At 45.7% G+C, this 25760-nt stretch carries 24 protein-coding genes; 12 read left to right on the top strand and 12 right to left on the bottom strand.

The features are described from left to right. Positions 1–7: 7 nt before the first annotated feature. Positions 8–739 (top strand): HAD family hydrolase, encoded by a 732-nt coding sequence (locus NST34_RS30865; protein WP_341129414.1) that lies wholly within the window; start codon positions 8–10, stop codon positions 737–739. An 86-nt stretch (positions 740–825) separates the two neighbouring features. Here NST34_RS30865 and gdhA read toward each other — a convergent pair whose 3' ends face one another. Further along, on the bottom strand, positions 826–2211 hold the full coding sequence (gene gdhA / locus NST34_RS30860) for an NADP-specific glutamate dehydrogenase (RefSeq protein ID WP_042192743.1): 1386 nt from the start codon (positions 2209–2211) through the stop codon (positions 826–828). Between the two features lie 239 nt (positions 2212–2450). Between gdhA and NST34_RS30855 the strand changes: the two genes are divergently transcribed. The 3 genes from NST34_RS30855 (at position 2451) to NST34_RS30845 (ending at position 3536) form a co-directional block, all read left to right on the top strand. Then, entirely contained in the window at positions 2451–2729 is a 279-nt protein-coding gene (locus NST34_RS30855) for a hypothetical protein (protein ID WP_042192741.1), read from the top strand. Between the two features lie 257 nt (positions 2730–2986). Continuing rightward, the gene (locus NST34_RS30850; protein ID WP_019914790.1) at positions 2987–3187 is read left to right on the top strand and encodes a cold-shock protein; all 201 of its coding nucleotides are present in this window, start codon (positions 2987–2989) and stop codon (positions 3185–3187) included. A gap of 118 nt (positions 3188–3305) precedes the next feature. Continuing rightward, positions 3306–3536 carry a cold-shock protein gene (locus NST34_RS30845; RefSeq protein ID WP_042131520.1) on the top strand — a complete coding sequence of 77 codons (231 nt, stop codon included), beginning with the start codon at positions 3306–3308 and terminating at the stop codon, positions 3534–3536. A 104-nt stretch (positions 3537–3640) separates the two neighbouring features. Here NST34_RS30845 and NST34_RS30840 read toward each other — a convergent pair whose 3' ends face one another. The 6 genes from NST34_RS30840 to NST34_RS30815 all read right to left on the bottom strand — a co-directional run bounded on the left by NST34_RS30840 (position 3641) and on the right by NST34_RS30815 (position 9250). Continuing rightward, complete coding sequence (locus tag NST34_RS30840; RefSeq protein WP_341129413.1) at positions 3641–4102, bottom strand: VOC family protein; 462 nt, start codon at positions 4100–4102, stop codon at positions 3641–3643. A 44-nt stretch (positions 4103–4146) separates the two neighbouring features. Then, positions 4147–4614: a VOC family protein gene (locus tag NST34_RS30835; RefSeq protein WP_341129412.1), complete on the bottom strand. Its 468-nt coding sequence runs from the start codon at positions 4612–4614 to the stop codon at positions 4147–4149. Next, the gene (locus NST34_RS30830) at positions 4611–5174 is read right to left on the bottom strand and encodes an NADPH-dependent FMN reductase (RefSeq protein WP_341129411.1); all 564 of its coding nucleotides are present in this window, start codon (positions 5172–5174) and stop codon (positions 4611–4613) included. The genes NST34_RS30835 and NST34_RS30830 overlap by 4 nt, the downstream gene beginning before the upstream one ends. A 151-nt stretch (positions 5175–5325) precedes the next feature. Then, the gene (locus NST34_RS30825) at positions 5326–6018 is read right to left on the bottom strand and encodes a response regulator transcription factor (RefSeq protein WP_341129410.1); all 693 of its coding nucleotides are present in this window, start codon (positions 6016–6018) and stop codon (positions 5326–5328) included. Positions 6019–6034: 16 nt separating this feature from the next. Next, entirely contained in the window at positions 6035–7711 is a 1677-nt protein-coding gene (locus NST34_RS30820) for a GAF domain-containing sensor histidine kinase (protein WP_341129409.1), read from the bottom strand. A gap of 147 nt (positions 7712–7858) precedes the next feature. Next, positions 7859–9250, bottom strand: a complete 1392-nt coding sequence (locus NST34_RS30815) for an MATE family efflux transporter (RefSeq protein WP_341129408.1) — start codon at positions 9248–9250, stop codon at positions 7859–7861. 263 nt (positions 9251–9513) lie between these two features. Between NST34_RS30815 and hxlA the strand changes: the two genes are divergently transcribed. The 3 genes from hxlA to NST34_RS30800 all read left to right on the top strand — a co-directional run bounded on the left by hxlA (position 9514) and on the right by NST34_RS30800 (position 11174). After that, positions 9514–10146, top strand: a complete 633-nt coding sequence (gene hxlA, locus NST34_RS30810; protein WP_076284916.1) for a 3-hexulose-6-phosphate synthase — start codon at positions 9514–9516, stop codon at positions 10144–10146. A 7-nt stretch (positions 10147–10153) separates the two neighbouring features. After that, a complete protein-coding gene (gene hxlB / locus NST34_RS30805) occupies positions 10154–10711 on the top strand; it encodes a 6-phospho-3-hexuloisomerase (protein WP_341129407.1) in 558 nt (185 codons plus the stop codon). A gap of 85 nt (positions 10712–10796) precedes the next feature. Then, positions 10797–11174 carry a winged helix-turn-helix transcriptional regulator gene (locus NST34_RS30800; RefSeq protein WP_036682121.1) on the top strand — a complete coding sequence of 126 codons (378 nt, stop codon included), beginning with the start codon at positions 10797–10799 and terminating at the stop codon, positions 11172–11174. A 96-nt stretch (positions 11175–11270) separates the two neighbouring features. Here NST34_RS30800 and pepT read toward each other — a convergent pair whose 3' ends face one another. The 4 genes from pepT to NST34_RS30780 form a co-directional block, all read right to left on the bottom strand. Next, on the bottom strand, positions 11271–12503 hold the full coding sequence (pepT, locus tag NST34_RS30795) for a peptidase T (RefSeq protein WP_341129406.1): 1233 nt from the start codon (positions 12501–12503) through the stop codon (positions 11271–11273). A 96-nt stretch (positions 12504–12599) separates the two neighbouring features. Further along, positions 12600–13253, bottom strand: coding sequence for a sortase (locus NST34_RS30790; RefSeq protein ID WP_052404454.1), 654 nt, complete (start codon positions 13251–13253; stop codon positions 12600–12602). 31 nt (positions 13254–13284) lie between these two features. Beyond that, positions 13285–14400: a hypothetical protein gene (locus tag NST34_RS30785; RefSeq protein WP_341129405.1), complete on the bottom strand. Its 1116-nt coding sequence runs from the start codon at positions 14398–14400 to the stop codon at positions 13285–13287. A 475-nt stretch (positions 14401–14875) separates the two neighbouring features. Then, complete coding sequence (locus NST34_RS30780; RefSeq protein WP_341129404.1) at positions 14876–15889, bottom strand: LLM class flavin-dependent oxidoreductase; 1014 nt, start codon at positions 15887–15889, stop codon at positions 14876–14878. A 255-nt stretch (positions 15890–16144) separates the two neighbouring features. Between NST34_RS30780 and NST34_RS30775 the strand changes: the two genes are divergently transcribed. The 5 genes from NST34_RS30775 (at position 16145) to pgmB (ending at position 24302) form a co-directional block, all read left to right on the top strand. After that, positions 16145–17149: a LacI family DNA-binding transcriptional regulator gene (locus tag NST34_RS30775; protein WP_076297981.1), complete on the top strand. Its 1005-nt coding sequence runs from the start codon at positions 16145–16147 to the stop codon at positions 17147–17149. A gap of 332 nt (positions 17150–17481) precedes the next feature. Continuing rightward, on the top strand, positions 17482–18906 hold the full coding sequence (locus NST34_RS30770) for an ABC transporter substrate-binding protein (protein ID WP_341129403.1): 1425 nt from the start codon (positions 17482–17484) through the stop codon (positions 18904–18906). Positions 18907–19042: 136 nt separating this feature from the next. Next, the gene (locus tag NST34_RS30765) at positions 19043–20131 is read left to right on the top strand and encodes a carbohydrate ABC transporter permease (RefSeq protein WP_341129614.1); all 1089 of its coding nucleotides are present in this window, start codon (positions 19043–19045) and stop codon (positions 20129–20131) included. Continuing rightward, positions 20131–21222, top strand: coding sequence for a carbohydrate ABC transporter permease (locus NST34_RS30760; RefSeq protein ID WP_042131499.1), 1092 nt, complete (start codon positions 20131–20133; stop codon positions 21220–21222). Before NST34_RS30765 ends, NST34_RS30760 begins: the two co-directional genes overlap by 1 nt. A 74-nt stretch (positions 21223–21296) precedes the next feature. Then, complete coding sequence (gene pgmB / locus NST34_RS30755; RefSeq protein ID WP_341129402.1) at positions 21297–24302, top strand: beta-phosphoglucomutase; 3006 nt, start codon at positions 21297–21299, stop codon at positions 24300–24302. Positions 24303–24363: 61 nt separating this feature from the next. Here the strand turns inward: pgmB and NST34_RS30750 are convergent, their stop codons facing one another. Beyond that, positions 24364–25755: an aldehyde dehydrogenase gene (locus NST34_RS30750; protein WP_341059226.1), complete on the bottom strand. Its 1392-nt coding sequence runs from the start codon at positions 25753–25755 to the stop codon at positions 24364–24366. Positions 25756–25760: the final 5 nt, after the last annotated feature.

Below are 25760 nucleotides of genomic sequence, written 5' to 3'. Positions count from 1 at the left end.
GTGAATCATGGGAAGGAAGACAGGGATGTATCAGACTTATATTTTCGATCTGTACGGTACACTGATTGATATTGAGACCGATGAGGAGCAATCTGAGGTATGGGAAAGGTTGGCTCTCCATTTCGGATATCAGGGACTCTCTCTATCAGGTGGTGAACTGCAAGAACGGTTTTTGCGGGAGCGGAATCTTCAACTTGGTGAAGCCGCACGGAGCTGCGAGTATCCGGATTTCGTAATGGAGGAAGTGTTTCGGTCTGTGGCCCGTCAATTAGGTGGAGAACCGGATCAAGCGTGGTTATATGAAACCGTGAGGTGGCTACGGACGTTATCGATGCTTCATATCTCTCTATATGAGGGTGTGACTGAAATTCTACAAACGTTAAGAGAACGTGGCAAAAAAGTATTCTTGCTCTCCAACGGGCAGAAGACATTTATTGAGGCAGAGTTAACTATGCTCGGAATCATACATCTATTTGATGGCATTGCGATCTCTTCGGAAGCAGGGGTGAGCAAGCCTGATCCGCTATTTTATCGCTATTTAGTTGAAAGGTACGGAGCGGATTTGAGCTCAGCCATTATGATTGGAAATGATCCTCGTACGGATATTGAGGGGGCTCTGAAGGCAGGGATTGATTCCTGTTACATTCACACGGCTTCTTCACCGTCCGATATGGTTGTGAAGAGTACGTATTCTATATGGGATGGTGGTTTGCGGCAAATCCCAGGTTGGAACTCATAGTTGACTTAAAAAGTCCCCGTCCCCGGCTTCTTACTCACCGGTTACGGGGACTTCGTATGATCACAACGCCGTTTGTTTGTTATTGATTAAATTACGCCTTCAGCCAACATAGCATCGGCTACTTTCTTGAATCCAGCGATGTTCGCTCCTGCAACGAGGTTACCGGACTGTCCATACTGCTCGGATGCATCTACAGACTGTTGATAGATGGAAACCATGATCTCATGCAGTTTCGTATCAACTTCTTCAAAGCTCCAGGACATACGCATGCTGTTTTGGGCCATTTCAAGCGCAGATACAGCTACGCCGCCAGCATTAGCAGCTTTGGCAGGTGCGAATAGCACGCCAGCTTGTTGGAACTGGTGAATAGCTTCAAGGGTGGATGGCATGTTAGCGCCTTCGCCTACTGCTTTAACACCATTCTCAATCAGTTTCAATGCCATGGCTTCATCAATCTCATTCTGAGTAGCACTCGGAAGGGCGATATCACAAGGAATAGTCCAAATTTGCGTGGAATCTTCGGTATACACAGCGTTAGGGTGTTCATTCACATATTCACTTATCCGTTTTCTTTCGACTTCTTTCAGGCGGCGGACAGTTTCGAGGTTAATGCCGTTTTCGTCATAGATATATCCAGCGGAGTCACTACAAGCTACGACTGTTGCACCTAGCTGTACAGCTTTTTCAATCGCATAGATCGCTACGTTACCAGAACCGGAAACAACAACGCGACTTCCTTCAAAGGAAAGGCCTTTTGCTTTCAGCATCTCGTTTACGAAATAAACTGTACCGTAACCAGTAGCTTCTGTCCGAGCCTGACTTCCGCCGTAACCAATACCTTTACCAGTCAATACGCCAGCCGGATATCCTCCGCGGATCCGCTTGTATTGTCCGTACATGTAACCAATCTCACGACCACCTACACCGATATCTCCTGCAGGAACGTCTTGGTCAGGACCGATGTAATTTTGCAATTCAGTCATGAAGCTTTGTGCAAAACGCATGATTTCGCCTTCGGATTTTCCTTTAGGATCAAAGTCGGATCCGCCTTTACCTCCGCCGATGTGTTGGCCGGTAAGAGCGTTTTTGAAGATTTGCTCGAAGCCGAGGAATTTGATAATACTAGCATTAACGGAAGGGTGAAAGCGAAGTCCACCTTTGTAAGGTCCAATGGCACTGCTGAACTGTACACGATATCCACGGTTAACTCTGACCTTGCCTTGATCATCTGTCCAAGGAACACGGAACATAATCAAACGTTCTGGCTCAACCAATCTTTCCAGAATGGCATTTTCCTGATACTTAGGTTCAGCAGCCAGGATTGGAAGCAAAGATTCAAGGATTTCCTTTACAGCCTGATGGAATTCGGGCTCGAAAGGATTACGCGCAACAACCTGTGCGTATACGTCTTCGATATAACGATGTGCTTTGTTGCTGTTTGTGTCTAATTGCTGGGAAGATACAGAGCTCATGAATTCAACCGCCTTTTCTAGTATTCAATTTGGTCCAACACTTTTTTTATATTTTGGCACAAGTCAATGTTCCTCACAACTGTTTTTATTAAATAACTTACCTGAAGTGGAATGTTGCAGAGCCTGTGATAGCAAGAAAAGTGTGAACAAACCGCGGTATACTTCGCGTAATGACGCGTTAAAGCGTGAAATATGCTACAATGGAGATGTAATAATTGTAGGGAGATGAAATTTGAAAAATGAGTGACAAATTAAACGAGCAGGAATTAGTAACCGTATTATCTGCCAAAACCAAAGTAGATCCTAAATTAATTCGTTTAGTATTGAAGCATGAACAGACCTTTATCAATAACGCCAAGGCCAATGCCAAAGGCGAGGTAGACATCGACAATGATGATCTGGTTGATTATGTTGTTGGCCAGCGTGATGTGAAGCTGGATGAAATCACAGTGGAGACGATTCTTGATGCGGAGATGGATTACTTAATGGATAAAGGGTTGGCAGGATACATCGATTAACCCGTGCACATTTCCGGCTCTAAAGCCTTTAATATAGAGGATATTGAGCCGGAATGAAAAAAGTAGGCATTTACATTGCATTCAATGATTTAGTGTGGTACAATGAAGTTAATCATAAATTTAACCCTTAATTCACATATTGTAAAAGGTTATCATTTGTGCGTATGAGTCCTTTTCCAATGTGTGAATTTTTATTTGTTCGTACACTACGTAGGAATAAAAGGACATGTGTTAAATAAAATATTGGAGGTAATATCATGCAAACAGGTACAGTTAAATGGTTTAATGCAGACAAAGGATTTGGTTTTATCGAGGTTGAAGGTGGAAGCGACGTATTCGTACACTTCTCCGCAATCACAGGCGACGGATTTAAATCTTTGGACGAAGGCCAACGCGTTGAGTTCAACGTAACTCAAGGCGCTCGTGGACCACAAGCCGAAAACGTTGTAAAACTGTAATTCGAAAATTAGGCTGCCCTTAACACAAGTTGAGGGCAGCTTTTTTATTTTTCATCTTATGAATCTGCCCCTAATAGGGTGGCGAAATCGTCTCGATTCGATCCAAGGAGGGGTACTTATGTATTTTCGTAAAAAAGCACTGGAGGATCTTCCGCAGGAAGACACAGCCATTTGGTCTTGTACCAAGGAAGGTTGCACCGGTTGGATGCGCGATAATTTTGCATTTCAGTACGTACCTACCTGCTGGCAATGTAACTCTCCCATGACGAGAAGTATGAAGATACTGCCAATGCTTGTGAACACGAATTCAGATATGAAGGCTATGAAGAAAGGCATCACGATTAAGTAACAGCCTTTACTAAAACCATGCTAGAGATGGTTAAATAGAAGCAGCTAACATACTCAAACAGCTGGACCCTTGATGGTGGGCAGCTGTTTTTTGTTTGAGTATTTTTATTTATGGTCGAGCAGTTTCTCCCACTCGGTTAAGATGATATTCTCTGAGAGATGCTTCAAATGTTCAGGAACCTCTACATGGCACATCAATTCCAGGCTGTTGCCGTCCGGGTCGTTGAAGTACACAGAAGCATTCCCTTGATAAGCTCGAATAAAAGGCTCAACGGAAGTTCGATTACGGAACGGAACAGCGTCTACCCCAATGGATTCCAGCCATTGCAGTGATTGCTTCAGATCCTCATAAGTTACGCGGAAGGCAATATGCCGTAAAGATGGGTGGTATGGCGTTTCTACTTCCTTTCCTTCCCAAATGCCGATCCAACTCCGACCTTCCTCAATCCAGAAGAATGCAGTTTCCTCATCCCGCCAGGCCATTTTTAATCCCAATTTCTCATAAAATTCGATAGATACCTCAAGATTGCTTACTGGTAAATGTGCTTCGTATAGTCCTTTTATCATATTCTCGTCTCCTCGTGCAGGCTTAGCCTGAATTCTATCAATAACTACCAGGTTCTTCCGTGTATCAGTTCCCATTCTTTCCAGGGTACCATTCCTAGCTCAGGTCTGGGTGAATCAGACAGTACAGCTAGGAACTCTAAGGAATGACCATCTGGATCACTGAAATACACGGATACGGCTGGCATCCAGCCAAATACATACAATTGTCCCTTATCATCATCGAGGAAGTTGGAGGTTTCAATCCCCTTGGCCTTTAGGCAGGATACTGACTGCTTCAAATCCTCAAGCGTTACTTGAAAAGCAAAGTGCTGACGCACAACCTCGGAAGGTGCCTTCTCCCAAATCCCCAGCATGGCCTGATTACGATCTTCTCCAATCCAGTAAAATCGCCGCTTGCGGCCTTCAGTATTCTCCGAATGTGCTAAGGGTAGTCCTAGAACATGTTCATAGAAATGAGCAGATTGTTCAAGGTTAGTCACGTTCAGATGGGTTTCAAACAGTCCTTTGATCATAGGGCGGCACCTGCCGGGCTAATGATTTTGCGAGCTAAATTTAGGAATGATTCTAAGACTAGGCGAATGCGATCTTCAATTTCTTGACCACCCTCGTACCCGTCGTATTCAACCTCGAACCGCTTGCGCTGCATCCCACCGATGGAGATCCAGTCTGGCGTATTAATCCCATGTAGATTGCGTACAACCGCCTGCAATTGAAGCAATGAGCTTACACCTACAGCTCCACCTGCAGAGCTAGCAGACAATACCACTTTGCCGTTGAAGTGCGTCTGGCCTAGATGGTCGAGAGCATTTTTCATCACGCCGCTCATGGAACCGTGGTATTCCGGGGTAATCAGGATGATTGCGTTCGCAGTTAGCATCTCTTGATGGAGGGCGCTTAGATGCTCATGCTCCGCGTAAGACTCATCTGGTGAATAAAAGGGCAGGGGGCGTTTATGGAGATTAAACAGGGTGACTTGTTCGCCTTGCTGATTAATAAAATGTGCGGCATGCTCTGCCAACTTTGTGCTGGTCGCTTCTTTTCGATTGCTGCCTGTCAGGATCATGACTTTCATCTGTATCCACTCCTATAAGGTCGATTGCTATAAACCAATGATAGCTGAATCGACATTTGTTGACGTCAGCACATGGAATGAACCTGCATAATAAAAACGCTCAGCAATTGTGCTGAGCGTCTAAGACTATAGTTGTAGATGAGCTGTGGCGCTATGAGTTGTAGCCGCTTTTCAATGCAAAAATGGCAGCTTGAGTCCGATCCGATAAGTTCAGCTTTCCCAGTACATGACTGACATGTGTCTTAACAGTCTTCTCGGTGATGACCAGCTTACTGGCAATCTCTTTGTTGCTCATACCTAGTGCAATGAGGTCTAACACTTCCTGCTCTCGCGGAGTAAGAAGCTCAGATCCGGTGATTGTAACCGATGTAGTACTGGATCCATTCAGATCTGAGTTGCTAACATTCAGTTGTTCTGGTGTAGAAGCTGCCATTAGATTCATCAGTTGGCTGGCAGCTGCGGAATGCAGCTCAACTTGACCACTTTGTACCTTACGGATGGCGACTACCAGCGCTTCTGGTTCTATGTCTTTTAGCAAATATCCTTTGATCCCTACGCGGATAGCAGGGAGTACATGATCCTGATCTGAAAAGGAGGTCAACACAATGATTTTGACCTGTGGATGGGAGATCCGCAGCTGTTTAGCCGTCTCGATGCCATCCATAACGGGCATGTGCAAATCCATTAATATGATATCCGGATGGAGCTCGGCCGTTCTCTCTAGTGCCTCGCAGCCGTTCGATGCTTCTCCGATAACCTTGATGTCCGGTTGTGTCGAGAGAAACACTTGTAGCCCTCGACGAACCATTGCATGATCGTCAACCAGTAATAAACCTATTGTCATTTGTGATCACCCGACTTCATGTGGATTGGAGGGGCAAAGGGATGGTTACCTCAATCGTTGTGCCTTGGTGCTCCTCACTGTAAATATGAATATGGCCGTAGAGCGCCTCAGCTCTTTCCTTCATAATATGCAGGCCGAGAGATTCATTGGTGTCTGTGTTACAGCGCCGTTTGGCACCGCCCTTGCCCTGATCGGCAATGCTCAGTATCACCTCGGTAGCGTTTAAATGTAGAGATACTTCAGCTTTAGAAGCTCCGGAGTGCTTACGTACATTATTAAGTGCTTCTTGACCAATGCGCAGCAGTCCTTCTTCCACATTGCGGGGAAGTTCGAGTACACCGCTGCGTTGAGTCTGTATTAACAGCCCTAGTTGCTGACCATGAGCCTGCAGCGCGGTCAATAACCCGGCTTCCAGTCCTGCAGGACGAAGCTGCATGATTAAAGCACGCATTTCTTTGAGTGCAGATTGAGAGAGCTCTTGAATATCGCGGACAGCCTCAGCAGCCGGATGGGAGGTGTGCTCTTGCTGCAGCATGCTTTCTACACCTTTGGCCGTCATCGAGAGGGAGAACAGAATCTGGTTCACCGAGTCGTGGAGGTCACGGGCCAGTCGATTCCGCTCGTCCAGACGCGCGATTTCGCGGCGCTTCTCTCCGAGCTGTACACTTTCCAGTGTAGCTGAAATATGCTCGGCAATCGCTTCGAGTACTTCTCCATCTGCGGTTGCGGAGGCGAGTGCTTTAGGTGAGGTGATGAGTAGAATGGCTGAACCATGTGCAGTAATCTGCCGAAAGGGGACGGCAAGCATTACAACTCGCTCTGTAACAGGCTGTTCGGAACAGCATGAGTTCGTAATTTCCTGTTCTTCGTCAGAGGTTAATGTTGCGAAGCGCTGTCCTTTTGCAATATCCCTTAGACGATTCTTAAAGGAATCCGAGAGCTCAAAAGGAGCTAATTCAGGTGTTATATTAGCTGCATGAGCGGCTGCATGTACTTCGAATTTGCCCGCGTGTTGTCCAATGATCGCTGCAAAAGGCCAATCGAAATATTGGCCAATCAGGGCGGTGGTTTTCTCCACCAGAATGCTTGGGGAGATGCATTCACTAGCCGTTATATTCAAAGCAGCGCTGAACTCCCCTAATTTGGCGTACAGATTGGCACGACGCTGCTCGGTGCTATATAGCTGCATGCGTTCAATGGCACTGCCAATTTGCAGGGCCACGGATTGTAGCAGAGCCAGCTCACTGTCGGGGTAATGTGCTTTGCCTGGTGCAGCTACATTCATAAGCCCTAAGTAGCGTTCGCCTGAATGCAATGGGATAGTGGCGTGGTGGGTGATCCCCAACGTATCGCCCCAGTTATATTGCCTGGCATTACTCAGCCGCTTGCAGTTTAGAATGTTAACAGCATGCTCTAGCCGTCCATCCCATAGGCGTTCTAAGCACCAGCAGCTTCCACACTGCATCGGCTGTTTATTGTCCCGTTGCAGCGCTGGCGGTAAACCCCGATCTGCGGCGAATTCATACTCCATATTCTCTTCGCTCAGGAAGATCCAGCCTGCCGTATTTCCTGTTAGATCTAACAGCTTGCCCATAACTGTATCGAGCATCGGTTTGAGCTCATTGGAACTGTTTAAGGTCTCCGCAATCGTCTTGAGCGTCAATAACTCGTGGATTCCGGTTTCTTCCGGCATGAGGTTCTCCCCTTTAGATTAATTAGGTTCTATCTATTGTAACGTAGAATGCTTCATTCATTCTAATATTTATGTAATCATGAAGCGATAAAAAAGGTGGACCCTTAAGATCTGGTATGACCTTAGAGAACCACCTAAATAAATTCGTTAATTTACAGCTGCAGGGGTAGTGGAAGGCGTGCTGTGTTCTACATCATCGTGCTGAATCAGTCCATGTTTCTCCCAAGCTCGACTCTTCCAGCGGAAATACATAATGACAGCTCTTGTCCACTCATCAGCCGCAGTGGCAATCCACACACCGGCTAATCCTAGGTTAAGCTGGAATACCAGAAAATAGCCAAGGGGTAAGCTCATGCAGACCATGGAGATCAGTCCCATATATACTGGGAACTTCGCATCACCCGAGGCGCGTAGTGAGTTAATGATGACCAAATTAGTTGTGCGCCCGGTCTCTAGGAAGAAACTAAGCAGTATAACCTGAGCCCCCATCAGAATAATGTTCTCGTTGTCTGTGAAGAGGCCGAATAGCGGTACCCGGAAGACGATCACAAGCACATCTATTACTACTGTGACCAGAAGTGCCCACTTCACACTGGTGAATACACGCTTATAGGCCTCCTTGGGACGTCTAGCTCCCACCAGATGTCCTACGATAATGGAGGTTCCCATAGAGACGGCTACACTGAATAAATAAATATAATTGGAAATGTTGAGCGCATATTGACGAGTGGCCATAGCCTCGGCGCCCAGATAGGTAATATACAGCGTGAATACGAGCTGACAAGATTGATAAATAATCGATTCAAACGCGGACGGGATGCCGATTTTGAGAATTTGCTGCACATATTTTTTGGAAAGATGAATGTAGTAGGTTAACTTTACCCGTACCTCCATCACTCTGTAGAGCAATAAGAAGAAAATAATAAGACAGATAAACCGACTGACAACCGTTGAGATAGCTGCACCTTCGACACCTAACGCTGGAAGTCCAAAATGACCATAGATGAGTAAGTAGTTACCCACCACGTGAATGATGTTCATCAGCAAGGATACGACCATCGTCTGTTTAGTGAAACCGTGCGTACGGATTGTGGTCGCCAGAGCATTGATTAATGCTTGGAGAAAAATACCGCCCCCGACAATATGTATATAGGATTTAGCGTAAACGAGAATATCCCCTTTTACATTCAGGGCAGTTAGTAGAGTCCCTCCGAATATCAGCAAAAACGTACTTAGGAGAATTCCTACTAACAGGTTTAGGGTAATGGCATTGCCGGTCACTTGAGCGGCTTCCAGAGGTTTTTTGGAACCGAGGTATTGGGAGACCACAATCGCTGCGCCGTTACCAATTACACTGAGAACTAAAATAGCCATCGCGATAATCTGATTCGCTGCGCCAACACCCGATACGGCATCGTCCGATACGGAGCTGATCATAAAAGTATCCACACTGCCCATGAGCATAAATAGGAACAGTTCCAGGAATATCGGCCAAGTTAGTTTTACAAGGTTAAATTCTTGGTGATTATTGTGCTTCATTGTACACCTTCTTACATCATGATTAAATTGCTGTTATTCCATAAACAAACTGTAATGTTAGCACAGCTTTCATGAAAATGCAGTACTTTTACAAAAATATGACAAAAGGTTGTTAATGTCTGCAAAGATAAAGCTGGCAGCAGCACATTAGTATCCTCCAGGTAACTACATCACAATAAAGTGCCTACTTCCCTTAAAGGATGTAAGGATCTACAATTTGTACATGACTTACTAAAATATATTAACAAGGAGTGCAAATAAATATGAAATTGCAATTAGCATTGGATCTAGTGGATATTGCGGGAGCGAAAGAGATTGTCTCAGAGGTTGCTGAATATATAGATATCGTTGAAATTGGAACACCTATCGTTATTAATGAAGGCTTGCATGCGGTGAAAGCAATAAAGGAAGCTTTTCCTGCTTTGACAGTATTGGCTGATTTGAAAATAATGGATGCTGGTGGATATGAAGTGATGAAGGCGGCAGAAGCTGGTGCTGATATCGTTACTGTGCTTGGTGTATCTGATGATGCTACCATTCGGGGTGCGGTGGAGGAAGCTAAGAAGACGAATAGAGAGATTCTGGTTGACCTGATCAATGTAAAAGATATTAAGTCAAGAGCGGCTGAAGTAGACGCACTTGGCGTAGACTATGTCTGCGTACACTCTGGATATGACCATCAGGCGGAAGGGAAAAATTCTTTTGCAGATTTGAATGCAATTAAAAGTGTGGTTAAACAGGCTAAAACCGCTATCGCTGGGGGTATCAAGCTAAGTACGCTTCCGGAAGTTATTGCAGCGAATCCTGATCTTGTTATCGTTGGCGGAGGCATTACGGGTGAGGCTGATCAAAAGGCCGCAGCGGCAGAGATGAAACGTCTAGTTAACCAGGCTTAAGATTACAATGGATACATTGAAATATGCGCAGCAAATTATAGAGGAGCTTCAGCGCTCCATTTCTCAGCTTGATCATCAAGAGGCTGAACGAATGGCTGAACTGCTTCTTCAGTCGAATAAGGTATTTGTGGCCGGGGCTGGTAGATCAGGATTGATGGGACGAGCTTTTGCAATGCGACTCATGCATGTCGGTAAAGAAGCGTACGTCGTGGGAGAAACGGTAACCCCGGGTATTGAGCCTGGTGATGTGCTTGTGCTCGGTTCGGGTTCAGGAGAGACTAAGGGGCTGATCTCTATGGCAGAGAAGGCCAAAGGAGTAGGTGCAGAGGTTATTGCCGTTACGATTGCGCCGGACTCGACCGTCGGACGTTTAGCGAGCTATGCAGTGAAGCTGCCGGGATCTACAAAAGATCAGACCAGCGGAGGCTACAGCACGATTCAGCCAATGGCTTCTTTATTCGAACAGACGATGTTAGTCTTTTACGATGCAGTGATTCTGCGGATGATGGAGAAGACGGGGCAGACGACTAAGCAGATGTTCGGCAAGCATGCTAATTTAGAGTGAGAGTACAGAAACGAATGCCTTCCTAGTAAGGAGGTTATTCGTTTTTGTGTTAGTATGACAACAGGAGAGAGGAGGCGCTTTAGTTATGGCGACCGAGATTAAAGATCGCATCAATTTGAAGGAAATTAACTGCGAGAAGGAACTAACGCTTGCGGTGATCGGAGGCAAATGGAAGCTGATAATCCTGTGGCATCTTGGGCTTGAAGGGACAAAGCGGTTCAGTGAGCTGAAGAAGCTAATTCCTCATATCACGCAGAAAATGTTGACCAATCAGCTTCGAGAGCTTGAAGAAGATCAGTTGGTTCTTCGGAAAGTGTATGCCGAGGTTCCTCCAAAAGTAGAGTATTCTCTGACTTCATATGGACAAAGCCTGCTTCCCGTCCTTCGATTGATGTATGATTGGGGTAAGAATTACGGGGAAAACGTGATCTGGAAAGACACGCCGCCGGAAGAAAGATGCTAATCGAATAGACTTTGAACATTAATAATCCCTGAGAGGTCTGAATCGACCTTTTCAGGGATTTTTTTGTGTTCAATATGGAGTGACGTGAATTACGATTTAGGCTTTTTGTTCGAACAGCTTGGCGATCTCGACGATTACGTTCACCGCTTTTTCCATGTTGTCAGCAGAGGCGTATTCGAATTTGCCGTGGAAATTTTCGCCCCCCGTGAAAATATTAGGTGTAGGTAACCCCATGTAGGAAAGCTGTGAGCCATCTGTTCCCCCACGAATCGGGCGGATGATCGGCGTAATGTTCAGATTCTCCATCGCCTCATGGGCAATATCGACAATATGACGCACCGGTTCGATTTTTTCGCGCATGTTGTAATATTGGTCTTTCATTTCAAGCACGATGTTCTCTTCACCATAGATGCTCTTGAATTCATCTACGATGGCAGAAAGAAAGGCTTTACGTGCCTCGAATTTCTCGCGGTCGAAGTCACGAATGATATATTGAAGCTTGCTGAATTCCGGAGTGCCTTCTATGGAGCTAAGGTGGTAGAAGCCATCATAACCGTCTGTGAATTCTGGAGCTTCCTCAGCAGGGAGTCTAAGGTGGAGCGCCATAGCGATTTTTGCGGAATGAATCATTTTTCCTTTGGCAGTACCAGGATGTACATTGACGCCGTAAACCGAGATTTTGGCTGATGCAGCATTAAAGCTTTCATACTCTAGTTCACCGAGTGGGCCTCCGTCCACAGTGTAAGCATAGGAAGCATTAAAAGCAGCTACGTCAAATTTATGAGGTCCGCGGCCGATTTCTTCGTCCGGTGTGAAGGCAACTCTAATCTTGCCATGTTTGATTTCTGGATGCTGAAGAAGGTAATTCATAGCTGTCATAATCTCGGCAATACCGGCTTTATTGTCTGCGCCAAGCAGGGTGGTACCATCGGTTGTAATTAATGTATGGCCTTTATATTCTGCCAGCTCTGGGAAGCTCGCTTTAGACAATACAACATTTAATTCTTTGTTCAAAAGAATATCTTTGCCATCGTAGTTCTCCACGATCTGTGGCTTTACATTTGTTCCTGTGAAATCAGTTGCTGTATCGAGATGCGCTAAAAAACCAATGGTCGGAACATCCTTCTCCGTATTGGCTGGGAGTGTAGCCATGACATACCCATGCTCGTCCACCTGCACTTCATCCATGCCGATCTCCTTGAGCTCTTCGACCAGCTTGTGAGCCAGCACCATCTGCCCCGGAGTGGACGGACAAGTTTCATTATCCTCGTTCGATTGGGTATCCATTTGAGCATACGAAATAAACCGTTCTATAACCTCTTTTTTCACTGTGGGTCATCTCCTCATTACTGTTGTATCTATATAGTATCACTTTCCATATCCGGTCTCATCCCTGAGGAGGAAGATTAAGAGTTAAGATTAGCTTTAATGAGGCGATATTTCTTTCTTTACTAGCTTCGCTGAAAGTAAATACCGGTCCGGTGCTGACCCCACGTATGAAAAAGGATAACAGGTGATCAAGGTAAGAATAGCCTTATCGCTTGGTTTTATTGCGCCGCGTTCAGTCCCGTCTACAATCGTGCTGCCTGTCACTTCATAGGTGAACGTACCGTCCATGCTTTCCAGTTCGATTAGATCTCCTGCGACAAGTTCTCCTAGATTGCGGAATACGGTATCACGGTGTCCAGCAAGCACGCTATTACCGATGGCACCGATGGCTGCGCTACCTATATAGTGTCCAGCTCCTTTTTTTAATTCAGGGCTTTCCGTACCCTCCAGAATAGCCACCTTCTTATTTAAGGTGGGGAAGCGGATTTCTCCAATCACTTCACCCTCTTTATAGGAGGGAGGAGAAGATGGTTGTTCTTTTGAAGAACTGACCATTCCCTTGGGGAGAGGGTTCTCTTCATTTGAAAGGGGGCGGGCGATGGCTTCCTCCCTCTTTTTTGCCCAATCATTTAGGGCCTGCTTGGCCTCGATGGGTGCTTTGACGACTTGGACGATCGAATAAATCAGCACAACTAAAGAGAGTATGAAGATTAGCTTCACGGTTAATAAAACACCATTACGCTTCTTCATACTCTCTCCTCCAGACTTATATTACTAAATGTTATTCTTTCTTCGATTTCAATCTGCGCATGATGATCACGCTGAGTACCGCAATAGCTAAGCTGGCCAGAATTAAGTTATACCAAGGCTCGGCGGTATTTGGAAGCTCGTTGCCTGCCTCTGGTGCTCCCAAAGGAATGTCGCCGTCAGGTAAGGCTACCTCATCGCTTGGCTGAGGTGTTGCACTGGTGGTTTGACTACCAGCACCTGGTGACGCTGCAGGTGTAGGCTCATTACTGCTTCCGCCCATTGGAATCGGTTCTTCAGTAACGCTTATTTCATCGACTGCAGGCGGTGAAGCCGTAGGTGTAGGCGATGGTGTTGCTGTTGCTGTTGGAGGCACTGACTGACCTGGTGTTACGACAGCTGTAGGTGAGGCAGTAGTCGTTGGTGAATCCGTAGGTGTTGTGGTTGGTGCAACCGTAGGTGACGGTGAAGCTTCAGGTGTAGCTGCTGGTGTTTCAGTAGGTGTTTCAGTAGGTGTTGTAGTAGGTTCAGTTGTTGCTGTTGCTGTTGCTGTTGCCGTTGCTGTTGCTGTTGCTGTTGCCGTTGCTGTTGCTGTTGCCGTTGCTGTAGGTGATGGATCAGGTGTAGGTGCAACCGTCGCTGTTGGCGTAGGCGTTGAAGTAGGCTCGGTGGTTGGACCTGGTTCTCCGGAAGCGGAGAATTCAAAAGCTACGGTCGTGGCCTTCCCTTGATATTCGTTGCCGGCTTCCCATGGGAAGGTTACATCCATTTGAATTACACTCTTCTCTCCTCCAGCAAGTGAACCGATGGTTACTCTGCCAGCAGCCTCACTCATCACTCCCGAATAGATGATTACTCCCTCTTTTTCGAGTGTCATTTGGAGAATATTGTACAACTCTACGTCTCCAGAGATGAATTTAAAGTCCACAAAGTAATCAAAGCCTTCTGTGCCATCATTAATAATCGTGTACTCTGAGCTCATTTCGTCACCGGGCTTCATATTGTTCATGGTGGCTGTGCTCGTGGTATGAGAATTCACAGTAAGCTTAATGGTATCCTGAGCGCTTACCCCTCCAGCGTGCCATATTACTCCTACCAGAATAATCAGAACGTAAGCAGCTATGAAGACCGAATGGTATTTCTTCTTCACTTTCTTTGCTCCTTTCTCCTGAGCCCATTGTAGCTGTTGAAAAACAAAATCTGCGGGCTTCCGGCAAAATCCTCCGTTTTAAACGATTATTCCATTCTACATTGTCGAAATAAGTGGTATTGTGAAGTACCACTCTTTCATTCGTGGGCGGAATCTTTCTGAATGAACGGAGAAAGAGGGCATAGCCAAAATACAAATCGTTCGTTATAGCGAATATATAAAGTATAAACAAAATGATATCCAAAGAAAAATGATGTATTACAACTAATTAGATCATATTTGCTTAAATAATAAGTATATGGTCTGTTTATCTGTTGATTTCTCTCTATATCTCTTTATTTTTATATTTTTTAATATCTTATTAGTGTTTTATTAAGAACGGTTTCGAAAACAAAACAAAAAAGGCAAGACGCATATCTAAAACGGGAGAATTCCCGATACTCAGATAACGTCCTGCCTTGTTAAGACTGCAATCTTACAGTTCTTTCATAGCCTCAGCTACAATTTCATAGGAACGAAGACGAGCTTCATGATCATAAATCCCTGCGGAGATAATCAATTCATCTGCTTGTGTCTCTTTCAGAATGTCTTGAAATCGTTCTTTAATCGCTGCTTTATCGCCAGAGAAAGAATAACGCTGCTTATCGAGCATGATTGCTTTTTCTTGTACCGTCCATAGCCCATCCATACTCTCAACGGGTGGTTGTAACTTGCCTGTACGCCCGCGGATGATATTGAGGAACTGCTGCTGCTGCGAGGTAGCTAGCTTTCTTGCCTCATCTACAGTATCGGCTGCTGTAACCCCTAGTCCGACCATAACATAAGGTTTGTCTAGTACTTCTGATGGACGGAAATTACTGTGGTATATGTGCAGCGCCTGAAGTAAATACTCAGGTGCAAAATGGCTGGCAAAGGCAAAAGGCAACCCTAGCTTGGCTGCTAGCTCAGCACTAAAGCCGCTGGAGCCTAAGAGCCAGATGGGAACATTTAAGCCTTCCCCAGGAACCGCGCGTACTCCAGCTGGGCGCGATCCTGCTCCTGCAGGGTCGAAGTAAGCTCTTAGCTCACTTAGCTGCTCAGGGAATTCACTGCCATCGCTTCCGAGCCCGCGACGCAGCGCACGGGAAGCTGGTTGATCAGATCCGGGTGCTCTGCCCAGTCCAAGATCGATCCGTCCCGGATACAGAGATTCGAGAGTCCCGAACTGTTCGGCAATAACAAGTGGTGCGTGGTTGGATAGCATAATGCCGCCAGAGCCAACACGTATGCTTTGGGTGCCACCAGCAATATGTCCGATCAAGAGTGAGGTAGCAGAGCTGGCAACTCCGATCATATTATGATGTTCAGCGAACCAATACCGATGATAGCCCCACTTCTCAGCGTTCCGAGCTAAATCTAGAGAGTTATGAAAAGAGTCTGCCGCGGTCCCTCCTTCCACAATAGAAGCCAGGTCCAGTACGGAGAATCGAATGTCACGAGGTTGTTTCAATGTTATCCCTCCTATAATAAATGCTCTATGCTCATAGAGCAGTATTTGTAGCTACGAATATCGCTACTCGGATAGTATACCATGTAATAAAACTATATACACACTTTAAGTAAGTCGTTTATCTTCCGAGTGAAGAAAGAGGAGGAAAGATGAATTGTTTAAAATAATGTAAGCGCTTCAATAATTCTATTGTTATTTCCAATCGGGCTTGCTATAATCACATCGAAAAGTTCCCTAAAAAAGGAAGTTATCATTATGAAGCCAACCATAAGAGATGTTGCCAGAATGGCCGAGGTGTCGATTAGCACAGTGTCACGTGTTATGAATGCACCGAATTCGGTAGTGGAGAGCAAACGGAATCGAGTGATGGAGGCTGTAGAACGATTGCGGTATCAACCTAATTCATTTGCACGTGGTTTGATTTACAAGAAGTCCTTTACACTGGGCCTGCTTATTCCGGATATTGAGAACCTGTATTTCGCAGGGGTGATTCGGGGGATGCAGGATGCTTGTATCAAGCTTGGGTATAGTCTAATGATCTGCAATACGGACCGCGACAAAGAACGACTACTGTCCTATATTGATAACTTCCATGAGAAGCAGGTGGATGGAATTGTATTCGCCAGTGATTTTCTTTACCCTGAGTATCATGACAAATTGGTCGGTTGTAGAATTCCATTTGTGCTAGTGTCCTCGCATTCCGATGAGTTCGACATTCCAAGTGTGGAGGTGGATGATGAAGCGGCTGCCTATGATGCGGTAAAGTTCCTGATTGATTTAGGTCATAAAGACATTGGTATGATTGGTTTTAACCATGATAATTCCGTATCAGGACCACCACGCTATGAGGGATTTGTAAGAGCACTAACAGAGTCAGGGCTACAGCAGAATATTGTGAAGAGCAAATATGCCAGTCACCGGTTTGAACATGCTTATCAAGCTGCGCACGAACTATTTACGGATTACCCTGAGCTAACTGCTGTTTTCTGTGTTGCTGATGAATTCGCGATGGGGACGATTTCTTATCTGAAGGATCGTAATATTCTTGTTCCGGGTCAGGTATCCGTGATTGGGTTTGATAATCTAAGGATGTCGGGTATGTTCATCCCGAAGCTAACTACGATTGCACAGCCAATTTACGAGTTAGGGTATCGTGCGGCCGAGAAGCTGCATGAATTGCTTACAACAGGTGAAGTGCAGGTATTGAATGAGAAGATGGAGCATAAGCTGATTGTGCGGGAATCTACACGAGAAAAATAGGAGTAGTTCACTTTTGTACCACCCTCTGAAAAGCTTTTCAGAATTCAGCGCTCGTCTTAAGCAACATTTGAATATTTGCTTAGACAATAAAAATAATTTTTACCAAAACATTTCAAATACAGATTGGAAACGCTTACTTTATGTGATACTATAACAAATGTAAGCGCTACAATTAATTGGAATTTGTAATTCGATTCTTTTTTAGTATAGATTCTTAGATTCTGAAAAGCTTTGCAAGGAGGTGATCTGCTACAAGCTGCTTATACATGCCAGGGTACCGGATGATTGAGTCAGAAGCAATCTCTAAAACCATTAAAGGGGATGTACAAAAGATGAAGAAAACCTCAGGACGTAAAAAGTCATTGGCTTTAGTACTGTGTTTATCCTTCACTATGATGCTGAGCGCATGCGGCGGAGGCAATAACAACAATGCAGCGCCTACAGATCCACCTGCAGCGACTACCAGCCCAACAGCAGATAACACTGAGAAAGCTACAGCTGCTCCTAGCACCGAGCCATCGGGATCTCCGCTAGAGCTAGCCATGAAGGGCGACTATAAAGGAACTAAAGTAACGATGTTCGGCCCCTTCGTAGATGCTGACCAAGTGAAATTTGAGAATAGTATTAAAGAGTTTGAAGAGAAGACAGGAATTGATATTCAATACGAGGGCTCAAAAGAGTTCGAAGCTACGATAAACATTCGAGTAGACGGTGGAAATGCTCCGGATATCGCTGATTTCCCGCAGCCGGGACTGCTAGCCTCGATTGCTAAGACTGGCAAGGTTATCGATTTAACTAACGTGCTGGATCAAGCCAAATTGACGGCTAATTACAACAAGAGCTGGCTTGATATGTCTAATATGGACGGGAAAGACGGCAAGATCATGGCGGGGATCTGGAACCGCAGTAACGTAAAGAGCTTGGTCTGGTATCCAAAAAAGCAATTTGATGAAGCAGGCTACAAGGTTCCTGAGACATGGGATGAGATGATGGCTCTGACGGAACAAATTGCGAAAGACGGTGATCCTGCTTGGGCTATTGGAATCGAGAGTGGTGCTGCAACAGGCTGGCCGGCAACAGACTGGGTAGAAAATATAATGCTGCGCACAACTACACCTGAGAACTACGATAAATGGGTAAAAGGTGAGCTGCCATTTACCTCTCCAGAAGTGAAGAATGCAGTTGAAACCATGTCGAAAATTTGGCTCAACAAGGATTATGTCTATGGTGGTGCAAAATCCATCGTGACGACATCGTTCGGGGATGCCCCAGCACCAATGTTCAATAATCCTCCTAAAGCATGGTTTAATATGCTCGGCAACTTTATTACAAGCTTCTTCCCTGAAACCGCAAAGGTTGATGTAGATTATGATTGGTTTTACCTGCCGCCTATCGACCCTCAATATGGTAAACCAGTACTAGTTGCTGGCGATATTTACGCGATGTTCAACGATCGTCCTGAAGTTCGTGCAGTTATGGAATTCTTTACTACAGGAGAATCCATTAAGAGCTGGGTGCAATCGGGCGGCGTAATTGCTCCAATGAATGATGCTTCCCTGGACTGGTATACCTCAGAATCCGATCGCCGGATGGCGAAGCTGGTTCAGGATGCTTCCACGCTGCGCTTTGATGGCTCTGACCTGATGCCGGGCAAAGTGGGCGCAGGTACCTTCTGGAAGGGCATGACCGACTACGTAAGTGGTACTGCGACGCTGGATCAGGCGTTGGAACAAATCCAGTCTGGCTGGAACAACTAACCTAATATTGAAAGCACACAGTTAAAAGAGGGGCAGCGAGATTTGAAGGTTCTCTGCCCCTCTTTTTGTTTTCCAAAGCGCGAGTATAGGAGGAGCTGGAGCTAATATGGGTGGACAATCACAACTACAACCACAAATGAAGCCACAATTAAAAGCCAAGCAGACGGTAAGCCTTAGGGTGGTATTGCTGTCTCTTTTAGTATTAATAGCCAATGTTGTTGTTAATGGCTCGATCTTTTTATTCTTTCGGGATTCAACGCTAAATCCGCTACTAACGGCAGTTCTGGCTGTTCTATGGGGGGTTCTGGGTGTTTATCTGATCTATTACACACTTACCTGGGCAGTCGAGCAATATCCTGATTACGTACGCCGAAAGGTATTGCCTTATATTTTTATTGGTCCGGCAGTGATTATATTGGGGTGGCTATTGGTGCTGCCTGCGCTGCGGACGCTGTATTTAAGCTTTTTCAATGCTTCTTCAGAGAAATTTGTGGGTCTCAGCAACTATGCAGCGATCTTTAGCGACCATCTAATGGCGACGGCACTGCGTAACAATTTACTTTGGGTATTCGTTGGTACACTGGCATGTGTAGCTTTTGGGCTCTTGATTGCAATTCTTGCCGACAGAAGCAGCTATGAGAAGCTAGCCAAATCGATCATTTTTATGCCGATGGCTATTTCTTTTGTAGCCGCAGGCGTTATTTGGAAGTTTGTATATTACTATCAACCCGGCGATGAACAAATTGGACTTTTGAACGCCATCGTTACTTATTTTGGGGGAGAACCACAGGCATGGACGAGTATGCTTCAGCCGTGGAATAACTTTTTCCTCATCATCATTCTGATCTGGATGCAGACCGGATTTGCAATGGTGATATTCTCGGCAGCTATTAAGGGAGTTCCTGATGACATATTGGAAGCTGCACGAGTGGATGGTGCTAATGAGGTGAAGATCTTCTTTGGAATCATGATCCCCTACATTTCAGCAACCATTCTGACTGTGACAACGACCATTATCGTCTTTACGTTGAAAATATTTGACGTCGTCATGGTGATGACAGGAGGTCAATACGATACAGAGGTAGTGGCTACACAGTTTTACCGCCAATTCTTTATGTACCGGAATTTCGGTTACGGCTCCACGCTGGCTATTGTTCTGCTGATCGCGGTGTTGCCTGTGATCATAATCAATCTACGTCAGTTCCGTAAGCAAGGGGGATTCTAATGGCCGGGAAAAAGAAGAGAAAAGGCAGCAAGACGATTGTTAATATCGTGCTGGGTGTGATTTGTTTCATTTGGTTGCTTCCGACCCTTGGGCTGTTCATTTCCTCCTTCCGTCCGGCTGCCGATATTTTGCAGACTGGATGGTGGAAAGCTTTTCCTCATCAGGAGTGGAAGGCTGGAGAGACCCTTCAGCTATCTAAAGATGTGGATCTGCGGGAGCCGATCGAGGTGAATGGCAAAACCTATACAGATGATCAGCTGAAGGCAGGCGTTAAGGCCGATGGCAGTCGTTTGATGTGGGAGAACCGCAGAGCGCGTACCATAAATCAACAGGAACAAGGCTGGAAAATGACACCGGATCTCACATTGGATAACTACAATAACGTGCTCTCGGGCAAGGAATACAAGCTCAAGCAAGCCGATGGCAGTGAAACGGTGCAAAAGGGTACCGGATTGTCGCAAGCCTTCTGGAATACACTGACGATTGCTGTTCCGGCGACGGTCATTCCGGTGTTGATCGCTTCTTTTGCCGCCTATGCTTTTGCTTGGCTACGTTTTCCTGGACGCCGCACGCTTTTTGTCATCATTATCGCAATGCTCGTTATTCCAATACAAGTGGCACTTATTCCAGTGCTCAAAGATTATACGGCTCTTGGACTGAACGGAAGTTACTTGGGCATTTGGCTGGCGCATACGGCCTTTGGATTACCGCTGGTTACCTACTTTATGTATAACTTTATCAGTCAGCTTCCTAAGGATTTGTTTGAGTCAGCTTTTATGGATGGGGCGAGCCATTTCACTATTTTCAGTAGGCTGATTCTACCGTTATCTGTGCCCGCACTGGCTTCTATCGGAATCTTTCAATTCCTATGGGTGTGGAATGACTATTTAGTCTCGCTGATTTTTATCGGCAATCAACCGTCAGTGCAGGTCATGTCGATGAAGATCGCCGACTTAGTAGGCTCACGAGGCAACGACTGGCATTTACTCACCTCGGCTGCATTTATCTCTATGCTGATGCCGCTCGCGATTTTTTTCCTGCTGCAAAAGTATTTCGTCAGAGGGCTTATGGGTGGATCAATAAAAGGTTGATTTGAACATTTCAGGAATTATAAGGATGAAGTATAGCTAATTGAACAAAACTGTGTCAGGAGGAGCATAGAGAGATGAAGATGAAACCATACGTACATCCGGCTGCGGTGTATCCTTACCGGGAGTGGAGTCTTGATGAGGAGACTTATGATGAAGAGAACAATCAAAGAAGCGAAAGTGTATTTGCTCTGGGTAATGGATACATTGGCATGCGCGGTAATTTCGAGGAAGGTTACCATGGCCACTCGGGCTCATCTGTAATAGGGAACTACTTGAATGGATTTTTTGATTCCGAGCCTATTGTGTATCCAGAGGGAGCTTATGGGTATCCTTCCCGCAACCAAGCTATGCTGAACGTGACGGACGCCAAGATTATTGAACTCAGCATTGAAGGTCATACCTTTCAGTTGAACAGTGGGCAAGTGCACCGTTATGAACGGAAGCTGGATATGCGAAAAGGGATCTTGCTTCGGCAGGTAGAATGGGAATCTCCTGCCGGACACAGGGTACAGCTGAACATTCGTCGGATGGTGGCCATGCAGCATAAACATTTAGCGGCCATAGATTACGAGGTCAAGGCATTGAATTTTGAGGGAACCCTAACGATTACTTCATCGATCGATGGTGAGATCCAAAGGCCGGAGGTCACGGATGACCCCCGGCTGGGATCAGGGAGTAAGGAACCCAACTTGCTGCTAGTCGAAACCGGTCATGAGCTCGAGCAGTCCTTTTTGTGGATGAAGCAGAGGACGCGGCATACCGGGTTTGCTCTTTTAACAGGGATTAGCCATAGTCTGAATTGTAGCTCTGGATATGAAAAGCTCCTGCAGCTAGAAAATCAGCGATTATCCATGCAATGGGTTGTACCAGTGGTGATGGGGGAAAGAATCTCTCTGACCAAGTACATTTCGTATCACACTTCTAAGGATTATATAGAAGACGAGCTGTTAGGCAGGTGCTTAGAAGTACAACGTTTGGCGGAGAATTGTGGGTTTGAGGCTCTTGTTCATGAACAACGGGCTTTTCTGGATCATTTCTGGGCACATACCGATGTAGAGATTCAGGGCGATCTTGCGCTTCAACAGGGTATCCGGTTTAATGCTTTTCAATTGCTGCAATCCGTAGGACGTGACGGGGTTACGAACATCGGGGCCAAGGGCCTGACGGGTGAAGGGTACGAAGGTCACTATTTCTGGGATACCGAGATGTATATGATACCCTTCTTTACATTTACACAGCCGGAGATTAGCCGGAAGCTACTCGAGTTTCGTTATGCTACGTTAGATAAGGCACGGGAACGGGCAGCAGTCATGTCTCAGAAGGGAGCACTGTATCCTTGGCGCACCATAGATGGGGCTGAGAACTCTTCCTATTTTCCGGCAGGAACGGCACAAATGCATATTAACGCGGACATTGCCTATGCCATTAAACAGTATGTACGGGCAACTGGCGATTATGAGTTTCTGGTCCTGGAGGGGGCGGAAATGATATTCGAGACCTCCCGCTTTTGGGTGGATCTGGGTCATTTTAATCCAGCCAGGGAGGGTGCGTTCTGTATTGACGCAGTAACGGGTCCAGATGAGTATACAGCTATCGTTAACAATAATGCATACACTAATCTTATGGTACGGGATCAACTCTATTATGCATATGAGATAGCCAGACTGTTAGGAAAGCAGTATCCGGAGCATTTTGAACGTCTGAAGGGCAAGATTGGTCTGACTGAGGAAGAGCCTGATGATTGGCTGGTCGCCGCAGAAAAAATGTATGTCCCTTTTGATGAGGAGCTTGGCATCTATGCTCAGGATGATACGTTTCTGACTAAGAAAAAGTGGGACTTTGAACATACGCCAGCGGATAAATATCCACTTCTGCTTCATTACCATCCGTTGGTGATTTACCGTCATCAGGTGCTCAAACAGGCAGATCTGGTGATGGCCATGTTTCTGTTAGGTGATCAGTTCAGCTTGGCGGACAAGATCCGCAATTACAATTATTATGAGCCGCTAACGACACATGATTCTTCTTTGTCACCGTGCATTCACAGTATTATTTCTGCTGAGATTGGTGATTTAACGGGAGCGTACGCCTATTTTGACCGCACGGTACGGATGGATTTAGATGATATTAACCGCAATGTGAAGGACGGGCTGCATACTGCTGCTATGGCAGGATCTTGGCTGTCGATTGTGAATGGGTTTGGTGGGATGCGCTTATGTGGCGGTATGCTATCCTTTAATCCTGCCTTGCCAGCACAATGGGACAGCTATCGGTTTAAAATAACAAGCGGTGGGCATTTATTGGATATTTATGTTGATAGTAAGGTAGTGATCTATACACTACTGACAGGTGAAGTGGTTGAAATTCTACATAAAGGGAGCCTTGTGCAGTTAACTGTAAAGAAGCCGGTGTCCCTTTCAAATGTGAAGCAGCTTGAAGCTGTTATTTTCGAGCTGGACGGGATTATTACCGATTCTAGTGAGTATCATTATCTGGCCTGGAAAGCCTTAGCCGATGAGCTGGCGATTTCTTTTGATAGAGAGAAGCATGTACGTCTGAAGGGCCATAGTCGAATGGAATGTTTAGAGATTCTACTGGAAGGAAGCGGTCTGAATTTACCCCAACCGGTAAAAGGAATGCTCTGCAATAAAAAGAACGAAAAGTATAAACAGCTGATTCAACAAATGACACCGGATGATTTGCATCCGGGTATCTATAGTCTTCTGACCGATTTGAAGAAAAAGCGAATCCCTGTCGGACTGGCTTCCGTTAATGAGAATGCAATGCTGATTCTTGAACGATTGAAGATCGGGCGCTTGTTTCAGGCGATTGCTGACCCTAAAAACATCCGTATGGGCAAGCCAGATCCGGAAATTTATTTACAGGTTACCGAGATGCTGGGCATATCACCTGACTGCTGCGTAGCTATCGAAGATACAGTGGAGGGGATAGCTGCCAGCAAAGCCGCTGGTATGAGGTCCGTTGGAGCCGGAAGTCCATCCTTGAAAGAGAGTGCTGAGCTCTGGTTTCCTTCTACCGCGGAGTTACATGTAGAGGAATTGGTACAGCTGTTCAAATAATGAAAAGTGGTTCCTCTGAAAAGTAGCAAGCCTCCCAGTCATGGGAGGCTTGCTGCTTTGTCTATTTTAATACTTTTCGTACCAGCTTGATCTTATTCCCATAGGGTGGGTACACAATCCCGAGGTCGATTCGTGTGCCTCTCTTAACGATGCTTTTGCGGTGGGAAAAGACTTCAAAGCTGTGCTTCCCGTGATAACCGCCGATTCCAGAGTTGCCTACCCCACCAAACGGCAAGCTAGCGTTCGCCACATGCGAGATCGTATCATTGATGCAGCCTCCTCCGAAAGAGACTCGGGAAAGCACCTCTTGTTCAACATTTTTATCCTCTGTGAATAGATAAAGTGCAAGTGGTTTTGGGTGCTCGTTAATACTCCGGATAGCTTCATCCAATTGATGATATTCCAATATGGGTAGGATCGGACCGAAGATCTCATCTTCCATAGAAGCGTCAGTCCAAGCCGCAGGATAGATTAGTGTAGGTTCAATATAACGTTCTTCTGAAATGACGGTTCCGCCCATAACCACCTTTTCCCGATCCCGTTCAATGAGACTGGCGAGTCTTTGCAGCTGGCGCTCATTTACGATCCGGCCATAATCTGTATTCGGCTGCGCATTTTGACCGTAGAATTCAGTAATCTGATGTTTGATTTTGGTGATCAATTCATTAGCAATGTCCTTATGAACGAGCAAATAATCGGGGGCGATACAGGTTTGACCGGCATTTAATAATTTTCCCCATACGATTCGCTTCGCTGCAACATCAAGATTGGCTGATGTGTCGACAATGACCGGACTTTTCCCGCCAAGCTCCAAGGTTACAGGCACTAGATTCTTCGCAGCAGCTTCCATCACGATTTTGCCGACCGGAACACTGCCCGTGAAGAAAATATAATCAAACTTGGCATGGATCAGCAGATTGGTGGTCTCTTTCTCCCCCTGAACTACGCGAATATACTGGGGTTCGAAGGTCTCCTGAATGAGCTGCTCTATAACAGCCGTAATGGCTGGTGTGCTCTCCGATGGCTTGAGGACAGCGCAGTTTCCAGCGGCAATGGCGCCTATAAGCGGTTCGATCAGCAACTGAAATGGATAATTAAAAGGACCTATAATGAGCGCGGTACCGTAAGGTTCACTTAAGATATAACTCTTCGCAGGAAATAAGTGCAGTGGTGATCTAACCTTTACGGGCTTCGCCCAACGTCTGAGATGTTTCATCATGTAACCTAGGCTGTCCAAGGTGAAGCCGATTTCTGTGGCATAAGCCTCGAACTCACTTTTTCCTAAATCCTGTTGTAAGGCAGTGATAATACGACTCTCGTATCGTTTAATACTGTCTTTAAGTTTCTGAAGCTGACTAAGCCGAAAGGCAACCTCTTTAGTTGCGCCACGATTAAAAAAGTCCTTATGCTCTTCAAGCATCGCTTGAATGCTAGCCGTTGTATGTGTTGTCATAATAC

It is taken from the genome of Paenibacillus sp. FSL H7-0714 (assembly GCF_038003765.1).
In the GTDB taxonomy this organism is placed as follows: Bacteria; Bacillota; Bacilli; order Paenibacillales; family Paenibacillaceae; genus Paenibacillus_AQ.
The sequence above is the reverse complement of the archived record's forward strand: the minus strand, read 5'-3'. Positions and strand labels throughout refer to the sequence as shown.